The organism is Nitrospiraceae bacterium, assembly GCA_020632595.1.
In the GTDB taxonomy this organism is placed as follows: Bacteria; Nitrospirota; Nitrospiria; order Nitrospirales; family UBA8639; genus Nitrospira_E.
On the sequence record JACKFF010000002.1, the window covers coordinates 193,904 to 218,407 of the forward strand.

Below are 24,504 nucleotides of genomic sequence, written 5' to 3' on the forward strand. Positions count from 1 at the left end.
TGTAAAGGATTTTCACGTCTTTATTTTTTGAGCTGAGCTTTCGCAGCCGCGACGACGTGTTCAACTGTAAAGCCAAATTTTTTGGTGAGTTCCTTGAGGGGAGCCGAGGCTCCAAAGGACTCCATGCCGATGATCCGGCCGGTTGATCCCACATACCGCTCCCATCCGATGGTAGAGGCTTGCTCCACGGAAACCCTGGCGGTCACACGGGAAGGCAGCACTGTTTCACGGTAGCCCGGATCTTTCCGACAATAATACTCAAAGATCTCCCACGAGGGCATGCTTACCACGCGCGCCCGAATTCCCTCGGCTTTGAGCTTTTCAAATGTCTCCACGCATAGCGATACTTCACTGCCTGTGCCGATGAGTATGATGTCCGGTTGTTCCCCATTCGCGTCAGCAAGGACGTAAGCTCCCTTGGCTACACCGGAAGCCGGCGCGTATTTTTTCCGGTCCAATGTAGGAACAGCCTGTCGGGTAAGAACCAGAGCGACTGGTTCGTGTCGGAATTGCATGATGACACGCCAGGCTTCTACGACCTCGTTGGCATCGGCAGGACGAATGATGATCAGTCCGGGGATAGCCCGCAGGGAAGCCACTTGATCGACGGGTTGGTGAGTCGGTCCGTCTTCACCTACACCGATCGAATCGTGCGTATAGATATAGATGACGGGGATTTCCATGATGGCCGAGAGTCTCATGGTCGGGCGAACGTAATCGCTGAACACTAGAAAGGTCGAACCGAATGCCCGGACTTTTGAAAGAGACAGTCCATTGATCACCGCCCCCATGACATGCTCCCGAATACCGAAGTGCAGGTTTCGGCCTTGATAGGTTTCGGCCAAGAAATCCCCTGCCCCCTCGAAGATCAGGCGCGTTTTTGCGGATGGGCCAAGATCGGCGGATCCTCCCATGAGCCACGGCACGTTTTGTGCGATGCTATTGAGCGATTTCCCGGAGGAATCCCGTGTAGCCAACCCTTTGGCATCCGCCGGGAATGACGGCAATCCCTCATCCCACCCTTCCGGGAGTTGACGATGCTGCATTCTGTACAGATGATCGGCCAGATCAGGGTAGGCTTGTTTATACCCTTCTAACAGGGAAAACCAGTTTTCACGAAGTGATCGCCCGCGTTTCCCAATACCTTGACGGAAATGGTCCCGAACGCTATCGGGAATCAGGAATGTGGCCTCTTCGGGCCAGCCATACCGTTGTTTCGTTAATCGGATCTCTTCTTCACCTAGCGGTTCACCATGGGCGGCATTGGTATCCTGCTTGTTGGGCGCCCCATAGGCAATATGGCTATCCACGATGATCAACGTCGGCCGGTCCGGAGTGGCAAGGAAGGTGTTGAAGGCACGAGTCAGCATATCTAAATCGTTCGCATCGCCGACCCGTGTCACGTTCCATCCGTACCCAATGAACCTTGTGGCGACATCGTCGCTGGAGGCCAATGCGGTGTGGCCCTCTATCGTGATGTGGTTGTTGTCATAGATCCAACATAAATTGGAGAGTCGAAGATGTCCGGCGAGGGAGGCGGCTTCATGTGAGATTCCCTCCATCATGTCTCCGTCCCCACAGAGCGCATAGATGTGGTAATCGAAGAGGGGGAAACCGTCACGGTTAAAGTGAGCCGCCATCCAACGTTCGGCAATGGCCATCCCCACGCTGGTGGCCACGCCTTGGCCTAGTGGACCGGTCGTCATTTCCACACCGGAGGTCCACCGGTATTCCGGGTGGCCGGGGCATTTACTCTCCAATTGGCGAAACCGCTTGATGTCGTCCAGCGTCACCGAGAGATGGCCCAGCCGTTCGTATTTGGCATTGACGGCTTTGACCTCAGAGAGATGCAGCAGCGAGTACAACAACATGGAAGCATGGCCGATGGACAGGACGAAGCGATCCCGGTTTCCCCAGATCGGGTCGTCGGGATCGAACCGCAGGAAGCGCTGCCATAAACAGTACGCCACCGGCGCTAATGCCATCGGTGTGCCGGGATGTCCCGAGTTGGCCGCCTGAACGGCATCCATGGACAGGGTGCGGATCGTGTTGATACAGAGGTGATCGAGTTGTTTGTCCGGCATCATGTCATTTCTCCAAGGCGTCTTTCAGTATTTCTCCGGGATAAACGTTTTTCCCTTCAGCGTCGCCTGGTCGTCGTATTGGTATTTCTTTGATCGATCGGGCAGCTTCACTTCGTCGCGCTTCAACTTTTTGTAGGGAATCAGGCTGAGCAGATGGCTGATGCAGTTGAGTCGTGCCCGCTTCTTATTGTCCGACCGCACGATGTACCAGGGGGCATGTTGGGAATCCGTGGCCTCCAGCATTCGGTCCCGGGCGCGCGAGTATGCGTACCATTTCTCAAGTGACGGAAGATCCATGGGACTGAGCTTCCACTGGCGCAACGGATCTTCCACCCGGGCCTCGAAACGACGCCTCTGCTCCTCATGGCCTACCTCGAGCCAGTACTTGATTAAAATGATCCCGGACTTCGTGAAGTACCATTCGAAATTCGGGGCATGTTCGAGGAACGCTTCGTACTGTTCCTTGGTACAGAACCCCATGACGTGTTCCACCCCGACTCGGTTGTACCAACTGCGGTCCCAAATGACGATTTCCCCGGCCGCCGGGAAATGCTGCATGTAGCGCTGAATATACATTTGGCTCTTCTCCCGGTCGGATGGCGCAGGGAGCGCTACGACACGGAATATGCGAGGACTCACACGCTCGGTGATCGCGCGAATGGTGCCGCCCTTTCCGGCGCCGTCACGACCCTCGAATACCACCATGATGCGTAGCCCTTTGGCTTTCACCCAGGCCTGAAGGTGACAAAGCTCGGCTTGAAGCCGACGCAGCTCCTTCTCGTATTCCTTGCGTTTGAGCTTCGCTTCGGAACGATCGTTCTGATTCTTAGGCATGCCTGTTCCCCTCCCTTAGTTGTGCGCACACGCAAAATGCTCTCAAAAGAATTTTCTATGATTCATAGGGCCATTCGGCCTTTCTGAGGCCGCACGATAGCCAGGTGGGTCCGCATGGGGAGCTGGGCGTCGATCGGGGAGCCCATGCTTACCGTACCGGGCATGCTTTGACATTCCAGATCTCGGCTGCGTACTCAGCAATGGTGCGGTCGCTGGAAAATTTTCCCGAGCCCGCGATGTTTATAATGGCCTTGCGTGCCCATCCATCCGGGTCACCGTACAGGTCGCAGAGATGCCGATCGGCCTCGAGATAGGAAGTAAGGTCCGCCAGGTGCATGTAATGGTCCCCGCCGGTCAGTAAGGTGTGCCGCAGTGGTTCAAAGACGCCCGGTTCATACCGGCTGAAGTAGCCGGTGAAGATCAGGTCCAGTGCGGCGCGGGTTTCCACTTCATTGTCATAATGCCACCCAGGGCTATACCAACCCTTGCTCCCGGCCACCTGGTCCGCCGTGAGGCCGAAGAGGAAAAAATTCTCTTCGCCCGCCTCTTCTGCCATTTCGATGGTTGCGCCATCGCGTGTGCCTAACGTTAACGCACCATTCATCATGAACTTCATATTGCTCGTGCCGCTGGCCTCGTAGCCGGCTGTCGAAATCTGATTGGAAACATCGGCGGCTGGGATGAGCCGCTCCGCGAGGGAGACGGAATATTCCGGCAGGAAGACGACCTTGAGTCTCCCGCGAACGATGGTATCGCCGTCGATCGTACCGGCCAGATTGTTCAGGAACTTAATGATCAATTTGGCCAAGTGATAGGCAGGGGCCGCCTTGCCGGCAAAGAAAAATGTCCGCGGGATCATCTTGAGGTTCGGATTCTCCCTCAAGCGGTTGTAGAGCACCACGATGCGCAGTGCGTTGAGCAGTTGTCTCTTGTATTCATGGATGCGTTTGACCTGGCAATCGAAGATCGTGTCCGGATCGACCGTCTGCCCGGATGTCGTCTTAAGCCACTGGGCAAACTTCGATTTGGCGTCGCGCTTCGCCTTGTGGAACGACTCGCGGAATCCCTTGTCGCCGGCCAGTTGCTTGAGCTTACTCAATTGGCCAAGATCAGTAATCCATCCGTCTCCGATGGCTTCGGTGATGGCCTGAGAGAGCGCGGGGTTCGCCAGGAGTAACCAGCGGCGCGGCGTCACGCCATTGGTCTTATTGTTGAACCGCTCGGGGAACATTTCGGCCAGGTCCTTGACTGTCATGGTACGCAGCAATTCCGAGTGAATGGCGGCCACGCCGTTCGTGCTGTGCGAGCCGACAATGGCCATGTTGGCCATACGGACTTTACGCGTTGCGCCATCTTCGATGAGACTCACATTGGCGAGACGGCCTTCGTCGCCGCCGAAGCGGACTCGTGCCTGGTCCAGGTGTCTGCGGTTGATCTCGTAGATTATTTCCAGATGACGAGGCAGCATGGTTTCGAACCATCGGAGCGGCCATTTCTCCAATGCCTCGGGCAGCAAGGTATGGTTTGTATACGCGAGTGATCGTTGGGTCAGATCCCAAGCTTGGTCCCAGTCGAGGCAGCCGTCATCGAGCAAAATGCGCATGAGCTCTGGAACAGCCATGGTGGGGTGGGTGTCGTTCAACTGAATCGCGATCTTCTCGGGAAGAACGTTCCAATCTTGGTTGCTGCGCCGAAAACGCCGCACGAGATCAGCCAGGGAGCAGGCCACGAGGAAATATTCCTGTAGGAAACGCAACCCCTGGCCCCGGACGGTGGAATCATCCGGATACAACACACGGGTCAGCGACTCGGCCGCAAGGGTGCCCGCCAAGGCGGCCGTGAAATCACCCCTGCTGAACCGCTGAAAGTCGAAATAATCCGGGACTGCAGCAGCCCAGAGTCTGAGCGTATTGATCGTCTTGCCGCCATATCCGATGACGGGGCGGTCGAATGGGATGCCCATGATGCTGGACGGCTGGCCGGGAACCAGGCGTAGGTCCCCCTCGCGCAGCTCGAACGAACAGTTTAATTTCACTTCCACCGCTTCCTCAAGCCGTGTAACCTCCCAGGGGTCTGGATGCCGCAACCAATTATCCGGCTGTTCGCATTGCCATCCATCCTTGATGGTCTGCTTGAAGATTCCGTATTCATAACGGAGGCCGTACCCCATGCCGGGAATCTGGAGCGTGGCCATTGAATCGATGAAGCACGCCGCCAGCCGGCCAAGACCACCGTTTCCCAACCCGGCATCCGGCTCCATCTCAAGCAGTTCCAGCGGGTCAAGGCCTCTTTTTTTTAAGGCCTCTAACGCCAGCGATCCCAGCAGTGCGTTGGTGACGTTATTGGCAAGGGACCGCCCAAGCAGGAACTCCATCGACAGGTAATACACCCGCTTGGGATTGTTTCGCTCGTAGGTGTGTTCTGTCTTAAGCCATCGTTGCGAAATGACGTCGCGAACCGACCGCGCTACCGCCTCAAACTGTTCGCGGGGATCAGCCTTCTTGGGCTCAAGGACGTGGTCGAAGATCAGGTGTCGTTCATAGAGCGCATCTTCCGTGCCGGAAAATTTGATCGGTCCGCACCCGTACTGTTCAAGAAGTTCTTTTAATCGGTCTTTCATTTAACCTCCACGTAAGCTTTCACGCGTTCATCTTGTCAGCGACCTGGGACCGTGATTGCCCCCAGGTGTCTCTCTGTCGAATGTCGGGGGTCATCCCCCGATGGCCGTGCCGGCATTTTAGGGGCCAGGTGAGCCTTCTTAGGCCATGCCGGCGTCCATGTGTGCGAACAGCACCACGACGGACCGTGCCTCGGTCCGGTACGTATAACCGGAAACCGCGGGAGCGGTTTCCCATGGAACAATGTCCTGCGGCGAGTCCAGGGCGGTATCGATCCATCGGTACCAGATGTCGTCTCCTCCGTTCTGAACAGGGGGCAGTTCGAACTCGAGTGGTTCCCAATAGGCGTTTAGGATAAAGTGGTTGAGGAGCTTTTCTTTCCGATCTTCAACGGTAAAGGCAATGCTATGCGAATTCGGGCTCCAGTCCGGTTGGTTGAGTTTTACGCCGTGCCAGGCCTTATTCGCCTGCCGGATCAAATGGGGCAGGCTCATTCGTTGGTGCTCGCGTTCCACGTCGCGCAAGAGCCGACGTGCATTCAACAATGTCACGAACCGCCGCACGTCAGCATACTTCTGAAGAAGCGTCCAATCGAACCAATTCGTTTCATCGTCCAGGCAATATGCATTGTTATTGCCGCCTTGTGTGCGGCGCGCTTCATCGCCCATCAGAATCATGGGCATTCCTAACGAGAGTAGGGTTACGGTCAAAAAGTTTTTCACCTGCCGGTTCCGTAGCCGTTCCACCGTTGGGTCATCCGTGGACCCTTCAACTCCGCAATTCCAGCTTTTATTGTCGTTGGCTCCGTCCCGGTTGTCTTCGCCGTTGGCCTCGTTGTGTTTGCCGTTGTACGAGACGAGATCGTTGAGTGAGAAGCCGTCATGGCAGGTTACAAAATTCACACTCTGCTCGGGCTCCCGTTCTTTATGACCGTAGATCTCAGGACTCCCGATCAAGCGATCGGCGAAACGTGCCAAGGAGCCTGCTTCACAGCGGAAGAAATCCCGGGCATCGTCGCGGAACCGCCCGTTCCATTCTTTCCAGCTATCCCCGACAAACGAGCCGACCTGGTAGAGTCCGGCCGCATCCCAGGCTTCCGCGATGAGTTTCGTCCCGGCCAGGAAGGGGTCCGAATCAATATCCCAGAGAATGGGAGGATTCTGCAGCGGCCGACCGGCTTCGTCGCGGGAGAGGATCGACGCCAGGTCGAATCGAAAGCCGTCCACATGCATTTCATTCACCCAATACCGGAGACTGTCCATGATTAAACGACGGACAATCGGCTGGTTGGCATTCAAGGTGTTGCCCGTGCCGGTGTAGTTGCTGTATCGGGCCCGATCCTCCTGCAAAATATAATAGGCGCCGTTTTCGAGGCCGCGATAACAAAGGGTAGGCCCATTCTCGTTGCCCTCAGCGGTGTGGTTGTAGACGACATCAAGGATGACCTCGATGCCCGCTTGATGCAGGGCTTTGACCATGTCGCGGAATTCGTCAACCACGCCGAGCGGATCCTGCCGTGAACTATACATGGGATGCGGCGCGAAGTAGGATACGGGCGCATAGCCCCAATAGTTGACTCGCCCCGGAGGGCAATCCTGGGGGTCGAAATGGAACACAGGTAATAGTTCCACAGCGGTGATACCGAGTTCCTGGAGATATGGAATTTTTTCGATCAGACCGGCATACGTCCCACGGTTCTTTTCTTCGACACCTGAACTGGAATGGCGGGTAAATCCCCGCACATGCATCTCGTACACGATGGTCCGGATGGCCGGTATTTTGAGCGGGACATCACCCTCCCAATCGTACACATCCACATCTACTACCACGCTCTTCATGGCAGTCGCGCAATTGTCTCCCGGCTTGGAAGCCGCGATCCGGCTGTATTGCGTCGGCATCGCCACTGCTCTGCCATAGGGATCGAGTAGGATCTTTTCAGGGTCAAATCGCAGTCCTCGTTCCGGTTCGAACGGGCCGTGGGCACGATAGCCGTAGATCTGGCCCGGACGAATCCCAGGGACGAAGACGTGCCAATAGTGGTATGTCCGGTTTCTCCAGGAGTCGAAGGGGATAATCGTTGTCGGCTTCGTATCATCCGCGTGATTGAAAAGCAGCAATTCCATGAGGGTGCAGTTCTTCGAAAATACGCAGAAGTTCACTCCCTCAGGGGAAACGGTCGCCCCGAGGGGAAAACTTTTTCCCGGAGCGATTGCTCCGGCTTGCATACCCACTTCACTTTTGGCCACTTTTTTCTGGTTCTTCGGCATGGGTTTCGATCCTCAGGCAGAAATCCGCACGCCCCACCCTGAACCTGTGACTGGTCTGGTGCCAGGGTGGCTCTCTGTCTTTTTTCTCCCTCAGCGGTGCTCCTCAGGGATTGAGGGTTAATGGTTATTTGTTTGCCAGTTTGGCTAAGTCCTCTTTAAATACCGGGGTGTCAGATTCGTAACCATCGGGGAGTGTATGGCCTATGCCTTTGTGGCAATCAATGCAGGTTTTTCCTTCTTTCATGGCTTTCTGCATATCACGCTGGGCCACAAGCGACTGAGCATGCCAGTCCATGGCTTCATACGAATGGCAATTCCGGCATTCTTGAGAATTGTTTTCTTTCATCTCCAGCCAAACTTTTAAGGCCAGCTGTTCCCGCTTGGCCTCGAATTTTTCCCGTGTGTTGATGGAGCCCGTGATTTTACCCCATAATTCCCAAGTGGCCTTTATCTTTCGAACGACCTTCGGTCCCCACGCTTTAGGCACATGACAGTCGGCGCAAATGGCGCGCACACCTTGGGCGTTGGAATAGTGAATGGATTGCTGATATTCCGGCAGGACGAAATCCGTCATTTCATGGCAGGCGTTGGCGCAGAAGTAGAGCGAATTGGATTGCTCCATGGCGGTGTTGAACCCGCCCCAGAAAATAATTCCCGCTATTCCGCCAACGATGAAAATCGCTCCCCAGGAATATTTGCCGGTGGGGCTCCAAAACCATTTCCAGAGTCTTTTGAGCATTGAATGATATGAACCCGATATTCTGACTGGTGATTACTTCAATGCCCCTTTTCCGTAACGGGATTCAAATCCTTTTCGAACGGCGTCAAGTTGGGCAGGGTTCATCCCTTCAAAGTACCAGGCATGGCCGGGAATAGGTTTGAAATGCTTTTCGAGTAAGATGTTTGCTTCTTTTTCTCCTGCGACCTTTTTGAGTTCCGGAATAAATTCGAAGTAGGTGTGCTTGGCCACTTCGTACATCCCATGCCACCAGGTGTAATCGGGACCACTCATGGAGGCACCATGCCGAGCTCGACGACCTTCGTGGTGCCAGATTTCCCACCAAATCCATTCGATTTTCTCGTCGAAGGGGGCTTGGCTGATTGTTCCGGCTTTCTGTAGGTCACTCATGATGGCGGCAATGGGTTTGGCAAATTTATCGTTATAGAGGTCTACCACCTTATCAAACTGGTTATAATGGCCCAAAATCACCGAATCAGTGTGGCAGGCCGTACACACATTTTGCATTTTGAGCCGGCGCTCTTTCCATGTCAGCACCTCAACCACCTCTGATCCCTTAGCCTTGTCCCCAACCTTGGGCAAGGGTTGACCTTCCGGCACATCAAATTCATTGCCATCTTGAAGTTTCACCAGGTTGTTTTTGATGGAAATGGGAGGCCGCAAGGTCCAGGAAATCCGTTCGCCCACATTATGAGTGGATTTTTCTCCGCCTCCGGCCCCCATATGGCATGTTGCGCAGGTGGGAGCCGCAGAATAATCTATGCCGGCTTCCCATTTATCCGATTCAAGATTCATCTCAGTCGTTTTGGCGTGATAGATGATGCCATGCTTGGATTCGTTATAGACCTCAATTTGAGGGTGATCCGGACCGACGTGACATTTTCCGCAGGTATCCGGAGTTCGTGCCTGCGCTTTGGAAAAGCGGTGTCGGCCATGACAGGCTGTACAGGAACCCTTAGACCCGTCGGGATTGATCCGTCCAATTCCGGTGTTGGGCCAAGTGGTAGCCAGCGGTTTTCCATCCTCACCGATTTCTATGGTTGAGCCGTGACATTGTTTACACCCGGCATTCACCGCTTCCGGGCCGCCTACGACCTCGCCTAAAAGATTATCGAATGATGCGAGGATTTCGCCGGCCTTTGAATGATGCGAACCATCCATCTCCTGGAATTCCGTGGTATGACAGCGTGCACAGTCCTTTGGCGTCACAAGGATTGAGATTAATTGCCCTTTGTGCCTGAACCCGTCTTTATCTTTTCCATCCGCTTGGTGACAATCCAGGCAATTCACGCCTCGTTGCCCGTGCATGCTTTGATTCCATTCCTGGTACAACCCGGGGGTATGTTTTCGATGACAGAGCACGCATTCCTCACCCTCGGGATTTCCCCAATCCTTGCCATAGGTGCCGGCAGGTCTCGCCGCATTGGCTTCGCCGGCTTCTCGAAGCAGCAGTGGGCCACCGTCTAACAACACCACTGCCGAACTGCCGATCAGGAGATAGAGAATCACACTAAACGATTTCCGAAGAGAAATTCCCAGCCAGGAATTTTTTTTGATGGTCTTCATGAGCATTCCTCACAGAGCGTTGAGTTGACGGTCAGGCGATATTTTCCGGATTGATGTGCCCTTCATCTTGAGGGACGGTCCTCTCGCTTAACGCGAGAAACGTATTGTTGTCATCAATCACACGTTGTCAGATTCGGTGGAACCTTTCCTTCGCGCCGTTGTTCCACGCTGACCCCACTGCCAGCCGCTGAGCTCAGGCATATCCTCTCCGTGTTGGTAAATGTACTGTTTGTGCTCGATGAGTTTGTCGCGGATGGCCTGTTTGGCGTAGGCCGCACTGGCCCCCAGTTGTGGAACCCGGTCGATTACGTCGCTGACCAGGTGGAAACGATCCAGGTCGTTCAACACGCACATGTCGAACGGTGTGGTGGTGGTGCCTTCTTCTTTGTATCCCCGGACATGAAGATTTTTGTGATTGGTCCGGCGGTAGGTCAGCCGGTGAATGAGCCACGGATAGCCGTGAAACGCGAAAATGATCGGTTTGTCGGTGGTGAAGAGGACGTCAAAATCCTTGTCGTTCAGACCATGGGGGTGTTCGCTCGCCGGCTGAAGGGTCATGAGATCCACGACGTTCACGACCCGGATTTTCAGTTCGGGAACGTGCTGCCGGAACAGATCAACCGCGGCCAGGGTTTCGAGCGTGGGAACGTCGCCGCAGCAAGCCATCACGACGTCGGGCTCGCCCCCTTTATCATTGCTGGCCCAGTCCCAGATACCGATGCCCGCCGTGCAATGCTTGATGGCCTGGTCCATGGTCAACCACTGGGGAGCGGGTTGCTTCCCCGCCACGATGACGTTGATGAAATTTCTGCTCCGCAGACATTGGTCGGTTACGTAGAGGAGGCTGTTGGCGTCAGGGGGCAGATAGACCCGCACGACCTCCGCCTTCTTATTGACCACGTGGTCGATGAAGCCGGGATCTTGATGGCTGAAGCCGTTATGGTCTTGCCGCCACACGTGGGAAGAGAGCAAGTAGTTGAGGGAAGCGATGGACCGGCGCCAGGGAATGTGATTGCACACCTTCAGCCACTTGGCATGTTGGTTGAACATGGAATCGATGATATGAATGAACGCTTCGTAGCAGGAAAAAAATCCATGCCGTCCCGTCAGCAGATACCCTTCCAGCCAGCCTTGACATTGATGTTCGCTGAGCATTTCCATCACCCGGCCATCAGGGGCCAGATGATCGTCGTAGGGATAGGTGGTTGCGACCCAAGCCCGGTTGGTGACGTCCATGGCATCCTGCCACCGGTTCGAATTGTTTTCGTCCGGGCTGAACAGGCGAAAATTTTTGCTCTCCATGTTTCGTTTCATCACGTCGCTGAGAAACTTGCCCATCACTCTGGTGGATTCCGCCATGGTTGAGCCTGGTTTCGTCACTTTGACGGCATAGTCGCGGAATTCGGGCATTCGTAAATTTTTCAGCAGGAGGCCGCCGTTGGCATGGGGATTGGCGCTCATACGGCGTTCACCCTTCGGGGGAAGGTCAGCCAACTCGGGCTTCAAGCGGCCGTCTTTGTCGAATAACTCCTCGGGCTTATAGCTTTTCATCCATTTTTCGAGGAGGCGGACATGCGCCGGATTTTCATGCATTTCTCCCATGGGCACCTGGTGCGACCGCCAATAGTCTTCCGTCCGCTTCCCGTCGATTTCCTTGGGGCAGGTCCATCCCTTGGGAGTCCTGAACACAATCATGGGCCAGAGTGGACGTTTCTTGAATCCGTTTTTACGGGCGTCCGCCTTAATGCTTTGAATCTCCTTGACCACTATGTCAAGCGTTTCGGCCATCAACTGATGCATTTTCGCGGGATCGTTCCCCTCGACGAAGTAAGGCGTGTATCCGTACCCCCGGAACAAATGATCCAGTTCTTCGTGACTGATTCTCGCCAGCACGCAGGGGTTAGCGATCTTGTACCCGTTCAAGTGGAGGATGGGAAGGACGACCCCGTCCGTGACCGGGTTGAGAAATTTATTGGAGTGCCAGCTGGTGGCCAAGGGCCCGGTTTCCGCTTCACCGTCCCCCACCACACAGGCCACGATCAGGTCGGGATTATCAAACGCCGCTCCGTAGGCGTGTGAGACCGCATAGCCAAGTTCTCCCCCCTCATGGATGGAACCCGGAGTTTCCGGGGCCACGTGGCTGGGAATTCCCCCAGGAAACGAAAACTGCTTGAAGAGGCGTTTTAACCCGTCCTCATCTTGTGGAATGTTTGGGTAGACCTCACTGTACGTTCCCTCAAGGTAGGCGTTGGCAACCAGGCCCGGTCCCCCGTGTCCGGGACCGGTAATGTAAATCATGTTCAAGTCGTGCGATTTGATCATCCTATTCAAATGGGCGTAGAGAAAATTCAATCCCGGCGTTGTCCCCCAGTGGCCGAGGAGGCGCGGTTTGATGTGTTCTTTGGTAAGCGCCTTCTTCAATAACGGGTTGTCGTACAAGTAGATCTGTCCGACGGACAGATAATTCGCCGCACGCCAGTATGCGTCGATCAGGTCCAGTTCTTTTTTGGATAACGGATTTGCCATGTTAACCTCCTTACAGGTTCATCAATAAAACAAGAGGAAGAAAACTGAAAATTTCAATCGAGGATGAAATGAATTGGATCGCGCCATGCTCGATGGTGTCCTCAAAACTTATATGGTTGCCTGGAGACAGCGCATGGTTTCCCGTGCAATCCAGGTTTCCTCATCGGCTGCCCCCACATACACCTCTAAGGGTTGTCCATCCTGACTGATCCGGGCCACCTCTCCCGGTCGAAGGCTTGTGGCAGCACTATTGTGGGCTGGGTCCAACCGCAATCCGCACCATTCCATTCCCGCGCAAATCCTGGCCCGGATAGCGGGAGCGGCCTCGCCGATTCCACCACCGAACATGAGGGCGTCCGCACCGCCCAGAACCGCAAGATAAGCCCCGATGTATTTTTTGACCCGGTAGCAAAACACCTCAATGGCCATTTGCGATGGTTCATGGTTTTCGCGGTCGGCCGCTTCCAGTAATTCCCTCATATCGTTCGTCCTGCCGGACAGTCCCAGTAACCCGGACTGTTCATTCAACCACCGGTCCACCTCCGAAGAATCGACTTTTTCTTTTTGACAGAGATAGTTCACAATGGAGGGGTCGAGATCTCCGGACCTGGTTCCCATCACCAGACCTTCCAGAGGCGTGAATCCCATCGACGTCTCTATAGATTTCCCCCCCTCAATGGCGGCAATGGAACATCCGTTACCGAGTTGTAGGGTGATCAGCCGGGATGTGCCGGAAGGCCTCCCGGTTGCTTCTATATACTTCTCGAAGAGAGAGGCATGGGCGATTCCGTGGAACCCGTACCGGCGAATGTGATGCCGATCGGCCAACTGATGGGGAAGCGCGTACACTTTTGCATGAGGAGGCATCGTATGATGAAAAGCCGTATCGAACACCGCCACCATCGGCACTTTGGGACCCAGCACGTCCCTCGCTCCACGAATCCCTTCCAAACAGCCGGGGTTGTGCAGGGGAGCCAATGCCCCGAGCGCATCGATCTCGCTCATCACCGTATCCGTAATCATGACCGGTTCCAAAAATCGTTCTCCGCCATGGACAACCCGGTGGCCGACAGCCTGGACTCCGGTAAGCGAGCCGGCATTCCTGCTCCCGCAGTCATGTTGGTCGAGTTGCTCAAACAGCCAGCAGATAGCCTGGTGGTGATCGGCGATCTGCCTGGTCATTTTCTTGGGCGGTGTTCCTTCCGTCTCCAGTTCCAAGTTCGCTGGGCCCCCGATGTCTTTCACCGTGCCCCTGATAGAGGTCCCATCTGGTCGAATTCCGGAAGCCGATCCTTCAGGGACCAAATCGAGTACCCGAAACTTTACCGAGGAACTCCCGCTGTTTAAGACTAAAATCCGCATGGGTTCTACCGAATCAACATGATGACCAGGTCACGATCGGTCGAATGGCAACGGGAGCCTCGGGCGAAAGGTGGATCTCTTCCTCCTCATGGCGGATCATGAAACCCTTGCCTTCGCGCAACGAATATTTCGCGCCTTCGGGCCCCATATCGATATCAAAGATTTGACCGCGGTACGTCAACGGAAAGCGGATCCTTGCCGGCTGGGCAGGGAGGCGTCGAGGCTTGAACGTCAGGATGCCGTCGAAGTCCCGCATCCCCGCCAGGCCATAGACCATGACCATCCAGGTGCCGCCCATGGAGGCGATGTGACATCCGTCTTTGACATTTCCTCCTATATCTGCCAGGTCCATGAGCAAGGCCGCCCGTGCATATTCGGTAGCCAAATCCGGGTATCCGATTTCGGAGGCCACAATACTCTGAATACAGGATGAGAGTGAGGAATCGCCGGTGGTCAGGGGATCGTAATAGTCGAAGTTGCGTTTCTTTTGCTCCGGGGAGAATGCCTGCCCGAACAGAAACATGGCTAAGACAATGTCCGCTTGTTTAATGACCTGATACCGATAAATGACCAAGGGATGGTAGAACAGGAGAAGAGGAAAATTCTCCGAAGGAGTTTTTTGAAGATCCCATACTTCTTTTTCGAGGAAGGCGTCATCCTGCGGGTGAATGAGCTGTTTCTCGTCATAGGGGATGTACATGCTTTCCGCCGCTATCCGCCATTCCTTTACTTCCTCCATTGTAATTCCGGTTTTGCTGACCAGAGCGGCGAATACCTTAGGGTTCTGTTCCTGCAGCGTCTCGACCACGGATGCGGCATACTGGAGGTTCTCCTGCGCCATGAGATTCGTATAGGTATTGTTGTTGACGACCGTGTTGTATTCGTCAGGTCCCGTGACTCCATGAATGCAGAATTTTCCTTCTTTCTCTTCCGAAAAAAATCCCAGATCGCTCCATAAACGGGCCGTCTCGATCAGCATTTCCGCCCCGTATTCATTCAAAAAGTCTTCATCGCCGGTGGCCTGGACGTATTTTTTCAGGGCATGCATGATGTCGGCATTGATGTGGTACTGGGCCGTCCCCGCCGCATAGTAAGCGGACGCTTCTTCTCCGTTGATAGTTCTCCATGGAAACATGGCCCCTTTTTGATTCAAATCACGGGCCCGTGCCCTGGCCTGGTCCAACATGCGATAACGGAACATCAGAATATTTTTGGCGATGCGTGGAGAGGTGTAGGTCAAAAACGGAAGCAGATAAATTTCCGTATCCCAAAAATATTGGCCCTCGTAAGCCTGGCCGGTCAGGCCTTTGGCGGCTACGCCTGTCGTATCTGCCCGGCCAGAAGCCTGAAGGACATGAAACAGATTGAACCGTATGGCCTGCTGGATTTCGATGTTGGAGCGTTTGGTCCGTGTGGGATCCAGATTGCTGACCTGGATGTCGCTCCTCGACCAAAAATCAGCCATATATTGTTCCTGGTCGGCCAGAATGCGAGCGAATCCCTGGCCGAATGCTCGATCCAAGGTCCGTTCGGCTCTTGCACAAAGCCCTTCCGGAGATGCGGTGTGCGTCGTGTGATAGGTCATATACTTGAACAGGCGAACGGGAACACCCGGCTTGGCTTCAATGGAGAAGACCAGGGCCCCGAAGTCCTCGTAACACTTGTCCTGAATGGTGTAGGCACAATCGGTCACCAGATCGTGCTCCATGCCGCAAGCCAGAGTCATGTTGCTGTTCTTGGTGCTGTGACACAGCACCACACGGCGATCTTTGGCAATCTGCTTTCTGGGATGTAACGTACGGTCGAGAAACGCTTTCGCCAGTCGGGGGTCACCGTTTCCCTTCTGATGGTCATGGAGGTAGAGCATTTCAGAGGAGAGCACGATCGGGGCCTCTGCGTTCAACACCGTGACTTCATACGACATAGCCGCCAGGTGCCGATGGGGAAACGACACCAGTCGTCTGGATTTGATGAGGACCTGTTTCCCTGAGGGCGTTTCCCACAGCACCTCCCGGTCCAATGTGGCCGATTTCATGTTCAGGCGCCGGTCGTAGTTCAAGAGATTGGCGTTAGGCAGATACAGGGGCTCGTCGTCGACGTAGAGCTTAATTTTTTTACTGTCCGTGACATTGACGATAGTCTGACCGGTTCTGGCAAAACCAAAGGCCTCTTCGCCGTAGATGATGGGCCAGGATTCGTAGAATCCATTGACAAAGGTGCCGTTTTGCACGACCGGCACCCCTTCTTCCCCACACCCTCGCATACCGAGATAACCGTTTCCTATGGCAAAGATCGTTTCGGTCATTTCCATGAACGGAGGATAAAATTCTTTCTCGATCAGATTCCATTCGTCGGGAGGATAAATATGAGGGGGAGGCTTCACGCGTTCGTGATGAATCATGGTCTGTTAATCTCCAGAATGAAACGAGAGTCGAGCGCACGGTATGGAGAGAGAGGGATGAAGTACATTGATCTGGCAATCCTGCGGGGCATAAGGCATGGCGTTGACGGGAAAGATTATAAGACCAATTCTCCCAAATCCTTCACAACCACGTCTGCGCCATGTTCCATGAGTTCTTCGGCATCTCCTTTACGAGCCACTCCGATTACCAGTCCGAATCCTCCATTCCGGCCGGCTTGGACCCCGGAAATCGCGTCTTCCACCACCACGGCGCGTTTGGGGTTTACGCCTAACGTTTGGGCTGCGGCCAGAAACGCGTCCGGGGCCGGTTTTCCTGCGAGATGTTGATCATGGATGATGTTTCCGTCCACTCTGACCTTAAAGTAATCAGAAATTCCGGCAGCCTTGAGAACGGTGTCACAATTCTGGCTCGAGGTGACAATGGCAACTTTGATCCCTTTCTCGAGGATGTGACGAACCAGGGCAACGCTTCCCCCATACACTTCAACTCCCTCAGACTCAATAACCGCGTTAATCATTTCGTTTTTACGGTTTCCCAGTCCGCAGACCGTTTCCATTTGCGGCGGGTCGTCGGGAGCTCCTTCCGGTAGTTCAATGTTGCGGGACCGGAGAAAATCCCTGACTCCATCAAATCGCGGTTTGCCATCGACGTAGAGACGGTAATCCGTGCCAACCTCAAAGGGGTGGAACGGCACGCCAAGCCGGGTTGTCCGTTTTTGAAGATACTCGTCAAACATTTTTTTCCAACAGCTTGCGTGGACCTTGGCTGTGGCGGTGAGTACTCCGTCGAGGTCGAACAAAACGGCATCGAATTGATTCCATATGACGGTATTTTGATGGGAATGGGCTTGGCTCATCTTATTTCCTGCTTACGGATTTTAGGCATTCGACAAGAATATCAGCAACCTGTCCGGACAAGCGTTGTTCCCCGGCTTTCATTTCCTTCTCTAGTATAAAAACTATCTCAATAAATGTGATCAGTCATCATGCCATTCTGCTCGGTGTGCCGGGGCAGTTATCCGAGCCGGATCTCCTTCCATTTCTTCTGTGTATTTCCCGACGTTCGCCGCTCCGTTACATTTAGCTCTATGATAAAGAGCCTGTTGACCGGCCTGTAAATTTTTGCTTTCCCCATGCCAGGCCTCCAGTGCAGGATCCTGTAACGCGCGGCCGTATGAAAAGCTAATTTTCCAGGGCTTGGGAGAATCAAGTGTATTGATGGCATTCAAATGTGCGGTAGCCAGGCGATCATGTTGGCCACCTGACAAGAAAACGATCCCGGGAACAGCGGGCGGTACATGGCGGGACAGACATTGAAGCGTGGCTTGAGCCACCTCCTTTACCGAAGCCTGTTTGGCGCAGTCTTTGCCTGAGATGACCATATTAGGTTTCAAAAGCATGCCCTCCAGCAACACCCTCTGAGCATAGAGGGCGTTGAACACTGCGTGGAGCATTTGACCGGTAATCTCTCCGCAACGTTCGATGGTATGGCGACCATCCATCAGCACCTCGGGCTCGACGATGGGAACAAGCCCTTGCTCCTGACAGAGGGCTGCATAGCGTCCCAGCGCGTGCGCATTGACCGACAGACAAGCCTGAGTCGGTAGCCTGTCGGTAATTCGAATGACGGCTCTCCATTTGGCGAATCGAGCGCCCATTCTGTAATACTCGCTCAATCTGTCACGAAGCCCGTCCAATCCCTCCGTCACTTTTTCACCGGGCGAGCCTGCAAGGTCCTTCGTCCCTGTATCCACCTTGATCCCTGGAATGATACCCAGTCTGGTGCATACTTCTGCCAGAGGGGTTCCCTTTGAATCTTTCTGCCTGATAGTTTCGTCATACATAATCACGCCGCTGATAAACTCCGAAACTGCCGGAGCGGTGAACAGCATTTCCCGGTAGGTTCGGCGACTTTCCTCGGTCGAGGTAATCTTCAGGGACTCGAACCGGTTGGTGATTGTTCCGACGGTTTCATCGGCCGCAAGAATACCTTTCCCTTCAGCCACCAGAGCCTTCGCCGTGGCTTCAAGACTGCCGTTCTTCATGGTTTGAAGTCCTCCCATTACCTTTGCCAGCCGAAGGAGCAAAAGAAATGCCATTTAGTGCAAACAGGGGCGCCTAGCAATCATAAAGTGAACTGGCTTCCTAAAGAACGGTTTCAAGTTCAACGTGGAATAGGTGATTGTTCGTGATGAAGGTGTGTAAACACCTCCATGGGGCGTCGACCGGTCAAGACTTTTTCTCGGTTTTATTCGACACGCATGAAGTTGTAGGATATCGTGTTCCTAGCAACACCGAAGTCCATCCTGGCCTACAGTGCCTACCTTGTCATGAGAACCTAAGCAGAAAAAAATGGGGAAGAATGGGACAAGGGAATCCCTAGTACTGTTCTCTTTTGGGGCAGGTGTTGACTGTAGGGGAGGGCGAAAAGTTAGAGTTTTCTCGTTCTTCGATAATTTCATTTGGCACACTGATGTTAAAACAACCGCAGGAAATCTACGTTATACGTCACGGTGAGACGGAATGGAGCCTTAGCGGCCAACACACGGGTACCACCGATTTGCCACTTACCGAAAATGGTCGAATTCTGGCCAGGCTTCTCAAACCCGTGTTTGCCAAGCATACATTTGACCTGGTTCTTACCAGTCCCCTACAGCGAGCCCGTGAAACGTGTCTATTGGCAGGATTGGGTGAGAAGGCCGAAGTGGATACTAATCTGCTGGAGTGGAATTATGGAGAATATGAAGGTCTCACGCCCAAGCAGATTCACGACAAGAGACCCGGTTGGATGATTTTTACCGATGGTTGTCCTGGTGGAGAAACACCTGAAGAGGTCGGAGCTCGGGCGGATCGTGCTATTGCCAGGGCTAGAACCGCAAAGGGTCATGTCGCACTTTTTGCGCATGGTCATATTTTTCGAGTGCTGGTCGCGCGATGGCTTGGCCTTCCGGCCACTGCCGGCCGGCATTTTCTTCTTCATACCGGCACATTGAATGTTCTGAGTTATTATCGGGATATTCCTGCCCTGAAGATATGGAATGCTCCGCTTATTTCCCCCGAATAAGGCATTTGGCTACACCGGCTCCCACCTTAACGTTCTTCTAAAGACCACCATGTGATGATCTGGTCTCCAGATCTTCATGAGATGTTAGCCGTTCACTAAACGGAATCAAAATGGAGGAGAGGGTGAGTCGCACTGGCGGGTCGGTGGAACATATTTGCCGCAGCCGACATGGCTCAAACCAAATTTTGGATCCGCTTGTTTTTTTGGGGTGAGTCTGTGGCGCTCTCGCCGATGATGTATTCCGGTTTACCAAAGCCGATCTCTACCGGGAAGTATCTGAGAGAAGATTCGCGGAGACTCCGGGAAGAAAGGTCTGGCTGGAATGGCCTCTTTCCCTAAATTTTTTCCCTGACAACCATGCTGTATTCTAAAAGGCCTTTGTGTTTTCAATCCTCTCTGGACTTCTTCACCACACCCTCACTCAGTGTACCGGGAAATCCCCTTGGTTTCCGAGGTATGTGAAGACGTTCAGGGATCTGACAGACTGGAATGAGTGCTAGGATCGTTCGTGGAGGAGGAAGGTTTGCGAACACTAGAGAATCTACGGCCTGCCCCTTGATGTTTTATTTTCCCGATGATGCCGAGGCGGGAAAACTTCACTCCACGCTGTCCGCGTTCTTGCCGCTCACGAGCCTGGACAATCAAGGATCGGTTGAATCAGGAATTTTCCCTTTGTGGGTCTGTTGAAAAAAGCCGCCAGCGGCGTTCTCGCCATTTTCCCGTGCTCACGTACTCAGCGTACGCTCCGCGCGTAAAAACGGCTGCGGCCTTGCTGGACGGACCCTTCGGGAAGACTCAGGGCATGCTTTTTTGAACCGACCCGGAGCCTTTGATGAGTAATCTCATCCTGCGCAAGTTTGCCCTTGAACATCCTTATTATTCAACACTCCCTTTGTGGATGAGAGAAAAAGAAAACGGTTTCCTTTTTATGTGGTAGGCGTAGACTCTCTTTTCCTGTTTAGTGCAGTAGAGATTCGGGAATAGAATAAGAAGTCGACATGACAGGCTTACTCAAGAGCAACATGCCGCCACCCGGACGGCCAATACGAGCTTTTTGGTATATGTACGTAAACAATGTTTCGGCTTCGGATTCCAAAACGACGACAGTAACCATCCTCACTAAAACTGATTCAGGTAAACGGCCTTTTTTTGTCAGTGCTTCCCGAAGGGCGGCAATGCCTCGACAGGAAACACTCTCCGAGCGAATGATGCCCTTTTCCTCACGCAACGACTTGAGCAATTTTCTATCCGTGCCGTCATCGGGCAGAACACAGGTAATAATCCGACTGGGCTCAAAAGGGATCAGGTGGTCGGAGTCTTGTCCGATGCTCATGATCTTTCCTGCACCGGACTTTTTTTTCGCAATTGCTCCTTCACCGCCTCTGGAATATAGGTTGCGACCTTTTCCAGGGGCGTGATGTATAAGAAACCTCTGGCTGGAGTATCAAGCTGGCCGGCCTTAAAAATGTTGCTGGCCACGATATCGGTTTGTTCGGAAGAGACCAGGACACTGATGACATCCTTTGAGGCATCCACGGCAATCCCCAGTATTCCCAATCGTTCGCGAATACCGACTCCTCTGCTCTGGTGGACCAATACTCCCCTTGCCCCCGCATCCCGCGCGGCTTTGACAATCATGTCGGCATCCCCTGATTGCACCACGCATGTAATCATGGCGACGTCCGTGAGATAGGTCATGTTCGTACTCATACAATCCCTTGAACCTCCTGTAACTGTGAGACGGTTGTCGCATCAAGGGCCGCACGAGCTTGTGCCTTGGCCTGATAGTCTGCCCAAAGGCCGGTCATCAATACCGTCAGAATAGGGCCGATGGACGCCATGGAAAGAATGCCAAAGCCCTCCACGGCATGAGTGGCATTCCCAAATCCCAATCCCATGGCTAAGACCAGCGGGACCGTAATGGGTCCGGTGGTCACACCGGCACTATCCCAGGCCACATTGACGAAGGCTTCACTGGAAAAAATAGTGAGCACAAAGGCCAAGAGATACCCGGTTAGGATCAACCAGAGTAACGGTAAATCAAAAATCAGTTTGGCTAAACCCGTGGCAATCCCGATACCAACACCAAGTGAGACGGCCATAATTAACGTTTTTTTCTTAAATACCCCGTTGGTGAGATTTTCGGCCGTTGTGCCGAGCGCGTTTAAGGCCGGTTCGGCCACGGTGGCACCAAAGCCAAGTCCCCAGGCAAAGGTCAGTGAAAGAATCAACCCTACCGAATAGACATAAATAGGTGATATTGGCACGCCGGAGAGAGACATGAATGCCGCAGGAACCAGGCTACCCACGTCTCCACCTAACTGTGAAAGTCCGTAGGTCAGTCCCAGGTTAAAAATACACATCCCGATGATGGTCAGGCCAATGCCGTACATAATCTCACCCTTATTAGGAAGGGTATCTTTGAGTATGAGCCTGAGGACCATGAAGAGAAACAGGATCAGTGGGAGGATTGCGCGGACTCCCAACACAATTTCCATACCGGGACTTTGTTCATACCAGGGGGGTGCCACGGCTTGAACAGTTCCGGACAAGTGGTTGGCGGCCGCAATAATTTCAGCGGGTGTCACCGTGGATGCAATGAAAAAAGCCAGGATAAGTACGCCAATGACAGGGAAAAGGGAGGCCATGGTTACAATTCCAAAACCGGATAATCCTGAATCTCCCTTCCCGGCTGCCGTGGCAATGCCGATACCCAATGCCAGCACCAGGGGTACGGTGACCGGCCCTGTAGTCACGGCGCCGGCATCCCAGGCCAATCCTAATACGTTGGTCAGATCGGGATCAGAGGCTCCATAGAGCGTCAAGATGAGAACAGGTGCCAGTGAACCGTAGATAAACGGTTTGAGACTCCAGCCATACAAGAACCGCAAGGTGCCGATGACGGCTGCTAAGCCCACACTGAACCCGATCACCAGCACAAGGGCTTCAGACCAGTCATTCAACAGGGCATATAAATAGGCGGCCTTTTCAACCTTGACATTCTGTCCGGCGACTTTCAATGCCCCGATAGCCGGCTCGGCAAAGGTAACACCAATTCCAAGAAGAAGGGTGATGACTAACACCAATGGCAGGGGTGACTTTTCGGGCAAGCGCTTGCCGATGATGGTGCCAAAGGGCATAAGTCCCAGTTTGAGACCTTCCATGAAAAACATCAGTCCTACAATGACGGCAAACAGGCCACTCATGATCATCCAGGAGTCCTGGACCAGTTGGCGCAAAATCAAGATCTGGAACATCGCCAAGTATAATCCCAGTGGGATGACCGATTTGACCTGTTCCATGAATCGAACGGAGACATAGGGGCGTAGAAGTTTGACGATTTCCTTTGGCGTCAGATCTATTCGGGGAGGTTGGTAGGGTATCAAATGCCCGTGTGAATCCCATTCCAACTTTGGATTCAGGGCATTGAAACTGAATTCAGCGTATCCATGCCCAAGTGCACGTTGATAATCTCCGAATCGATAGGAATCCGACATCATTTTCTATTGGAGCCGATCTAAAGGGTTCCCGGGAGTATACCGTTCACATGCTTTCCAGGAAAGGACAAAAGCAAAAAGAGAAGATTTCCCTTTTCCTTTATTATCCTAAATACCGCAGTCGCTCGGTGCGCAACCTTTCGACACGCCTGCTCCGCAGGCTGCTCAGGGCGAATGGACCCTTGCCCAATTGAGTGAGTATTTCAAACGCCGTTCGTGCTGAGCATGTCGAAGCATGGGCGGTGCTTCATCAGAGCAACTGCCGTTTTTGGGATGATGTGAATGAAATAGTAACGGAACAAATTAGAGTGCAAGAAACCTATTTCTCATTATGAGAGTGTTGAATAATAAAGATTTTCAAGGGCAAATTTGCGCAGGATGAGATTACTCATCAACGGCTCCGGGTCGGTTCAAAAAAGCATGCCCTGAGTCTTCCCGAAGGGTCCGTCCAGCAAGGCCGCAACCGTTTGTACGCGCGGAGCGTACGCTGAGTACGTGAGCACGGGAAAATGGCGAGAACGCCGCTGGCGGCTTTTTTCAACAGACCCATTATAATCATTTCGTGATCGGGGAATCCGAATTGTAACCTAAGAAATCCTTTGGAGTGAAATGGCGATCCATCTCGAATTCAATGGGGGCACGGCCTGTATTCAGAGAGAGGAGCGCATGAGGCAACGTTGGAATACCATCCAAGGGGCTATTGCTGTTTGATACGGCGTGGTGGACAGAGCCCCATTCAGTGACCGATGGCTTTCAAGGATCACACCGACAAGTGAGTTTTGAAATGAGTTAAAAAATTTGTGACTAGTGAATTTAGATTTAGGGGACACCCCCTGGTCCTTGCTCTGCGGTCCGTGCCAGTCAGTGCTCGTGACGGCGGTAATAAAAATATGCGCCCACGCTGATAAAATTCGTCACCACTGCGATGATATTCCATAAAATCACCGGTCTTGAAAGGATCAACAACCCGTAGTAGACCCATAGGATTTGAAAAACGCCCATAATGGCAGCCATTCTCGGATTCATGCCCTTGCTTGACCTCCGTCTGAGCATCCCGATCAAATCCGGCAAGGCGGCAAAGGTGGTTCCTAATCCCGCCACAAAACCGACGACTTCAGACCTTCGAAAGCGGGGGAGTAAGAGACTCTCTGTGTCGTGTATACCTAATTCTTCACAACCCGCAAGGATCATCACGCAGAAAGAGAAACAAAACAATAGAAGTCTCTTGGGAGAAAGCATGTCTGCCTCCGTTTTATGCGACCAGGGTCCGGATGCTCACCTTCAAGATGGAAGAGCCCTGCGGCTTCAGGTCCACGTACAAGCCCGATGATTGAAGTTCGGCACCCACTCGATCATCCCAGCCAGATCACCGGTCCTCGATTTCATCATCTCCGCGAGATCGACGGTAAGAGTCTCGCGAGCTCCATTCCGTGACGCCGGCTCTTGCACGGGCGGGGTGTTTCCAAACAGAACATTACAGCTGGTCAGGCTTCGCACATCGGCCATGAGGTTCGATGTCCAAGTG

The 24,504-nt window shown here is 53.5% G+C and carries 17 protein-coding genes; 1 reads left to right on the plus strand and 16 read right to left on the minus strand.

The features are described 5' to 3' along the window. Window positions 1-20: 20 nt before the first annotated feature. The 11 genes from tkt to H6750_06045 form a co-directional block, all read right to left on the minus strand. The gene (gene tkt, locus H6750_05995; protein ID MCB9773862.1) at window positions 21-2,084 is read right to left on the minus strand and encodes a transketolase; all 2,064 of its coding nucleotides are present in this window, start codon (window positions 2,082-2,084) and stop codon (window positions 21-23) included. 24 nt (window positions 2,085-2,108) lie between these two features. Continuing rightward, window positions 2,109-2,918 (minus strand): polyphosphate kinase 2, encoded by an 810-nt coding sequence (ppk2, locus tag H6750_06000; protein ID MCB9773863.1) that lies wholly within the window; start codon window positions 2,916-2,918, stop codon window positions 2,109-2,111. Window positions 2,919-3,066: 148 nt separating this feature from the next. Further along, window positions 3,067-5,538: a glycogen/starch/alpha-glucan phosphorylase gene (locus H6750_06005; protein ID MCB9773864.1), complete on the minus strand. Its 2,472-nt coding sequence runs from the start codon at window positions 5,536-5,538 to the stop codon at window positions 3,067-3,069. Between the two features lie 138 nt (window positions 5,539-5,676). Beyond that, on the minus strand, window positions 5,677-7,761 hold the full coding sequence (glgX, locus tag H6750_06010) for a glycogen debranching protein GlgX (GenBank protein ID MCB9773865.1): 2,085 nt from the start codon (window positions 7,759-7,761) through the stop codon (window positions 5,677-5,679). A 166-nt stretch (window positions 7,762-7,927) separates the two neighbouring features. Beyond that, complete coding sequence (locus H6750_06015) at window positions 7,928-8,542, minus strand: NapC/NirT family cytochrome c (protein ID MCB9773866.1); 615 nt, start codon at window positions 8,540-8,542, stop codon at window positions 7,928-7,930. A 33-nt stretch (window positions 8,543-8,575) separates the two neighbouring features. Continuing rightward, window positions 8,576-10,108, minus strand: a complete 1,533-nt coding sequence (locus H6750_06020) for a cytochrome C552 (protein ID MCB9773867.1) — start codon at window positions 10,106-10,108, stop codon at window positions 8,576-8,578. Between the two features lie 117 nt (window positions 10,109-10,225). Beyond that, entirely contained in the window at window positions 10,226-12,634 is a 2,409-nt protein-coding gene (locus H6750_06025) for a phosphoketolase family protein (protein ID MCB9773868.1), read from the minus strand. Between the two features lie 108 nt (window positions 12,635-12,742). Continuing rightward, entirely contained in the window at window positions 12,743-13,996 is a 1,254-nt protein-coding gene (locus tag H6750_06030; protein MCB9773869.1) for an acetate kinase, read from the minus strand. Window positions 13,997-14,009: 13 nt separating this feature from the next. Beyond that, window positions 14,010-16,397 (minus strand): glycoside hydrolase family 65 protein, encoded by a 2,388-nt coding sequence (locus H6750_06035; protein MCB9773870.1) that lies wholly within the window; start codon window positions 16,395-16,397, stop codon window positions 14,010-14,012. Between the two features lie 116 nt (window positions 16,398-16,513). Continuing rightward, complete coding sequence (locus tag H6750_06040; GenBank protein MCB9773871.1) at window positions 16,514-17,275, minus strand: beta-phosphoglucomutase family hydrolase; 762 nt, start codon at window positions 17,273-17,275, stop codon at window positions 16,514-16,516. Between the two features lie 120 nt (window positions 17,276-17,395). Next, a complete protein-coding gene (locus tag H6750_06045) occupies window positions 17,396-18,463 on the minus strand; it encodes a fructose-bisphosphate aldolase class I (GenBank protein MCB9773872.1) in 1,068 nt (355 codons plus the stop codon). 428 nt (window positions 18,464-18,891) lie between these two features. Between H6750_06045 and H6750_06050 the strand changes: the two genes are divergently transcribed. Continuing rightward, window positions 18,892-19,482, plus strand: a complete 591-nt coding sequence (locus tag H6750_06050; protein MCB9773873.1) for a histidine phosphatase family protein — start codon at window positions 18,892-18,894, stop codon at window positions 19,480-19,482. A 958-nt stretch (window positions 19,483-20,440) separates the two neighbouring features. On the opposite strand, the gene H6750_06055 is transcribed toward H6750_06050, so the two are convergent. The 5 genes from H6750_06055 to H6750_06075 all read right to left on the minus strand — a co-directional run bounded on the left by H6750_06055 (window position 20,441) and on the right by H6750_06075 (window position 24,485). Then, window positions 20,441-20,815 (minus strand): hypothetical protein, encoded by a 375-nt coding sequence (locus H6750_06055; GenBank protein ID MCB9773874.1) that lies wholly within the window; start codon window positions 20,813-20,815, stop codon window positions 20,441-20,443. After that, complete coding sequence (locus tag H6750_06060; protein MCB9773875.1) at window positions 20,812-21,192, minus strand: P-II family nitrogen regulator; 381 nt, start codon at window positions 21,190-21,192, stop codon at window positions 20,812-20,814. Before H6750_06060 ends, H6750_06055 begins: the two co-directional genes overlap by 4 nt. Continuing rightward, complete coding sequence (locus H6750_06065; protein MCB9773876.1) at window positions 21,189-22,979, minus strand: DUF1538 domain-containing protein; 1,791 nt, start codon at window positions 22,977-22,979, stop codon at window positions 21,189-21,191. Before H6750_06065 ends, H6750_06060 begins: the two co-directional genes overlap by 4 nt. A gap of 861 nt (window positions 22,980-23,840) precedes the next feature. Further along, window positions 23,841-24,218 (minus strand): hypothetical protein, encoded by a 378-nt coding sequence (locus H6750_06070; GenBank protein MCB9773877.1) that lies wholly within the window; start codon window positions 24,216-24,218, stop codon window positions 23,841-23,843. A 66-nt stretch (window positions 24,219-24,284) separates the two neighbouring features. Beyond that, the gene (locus H6750_06075) at window positions 24,285-24,485 is read right to left on the minus strand and encodes a hypothetical protein (protein MCB9773878.1); all 201 of its coding nucleotides are present in this window, start codon (window positions 24,483-24,485) and stop codon (window positions 24,285-24,287) included. Window positions 24,486-24,504: the final 19 nt, after the last annotated feature.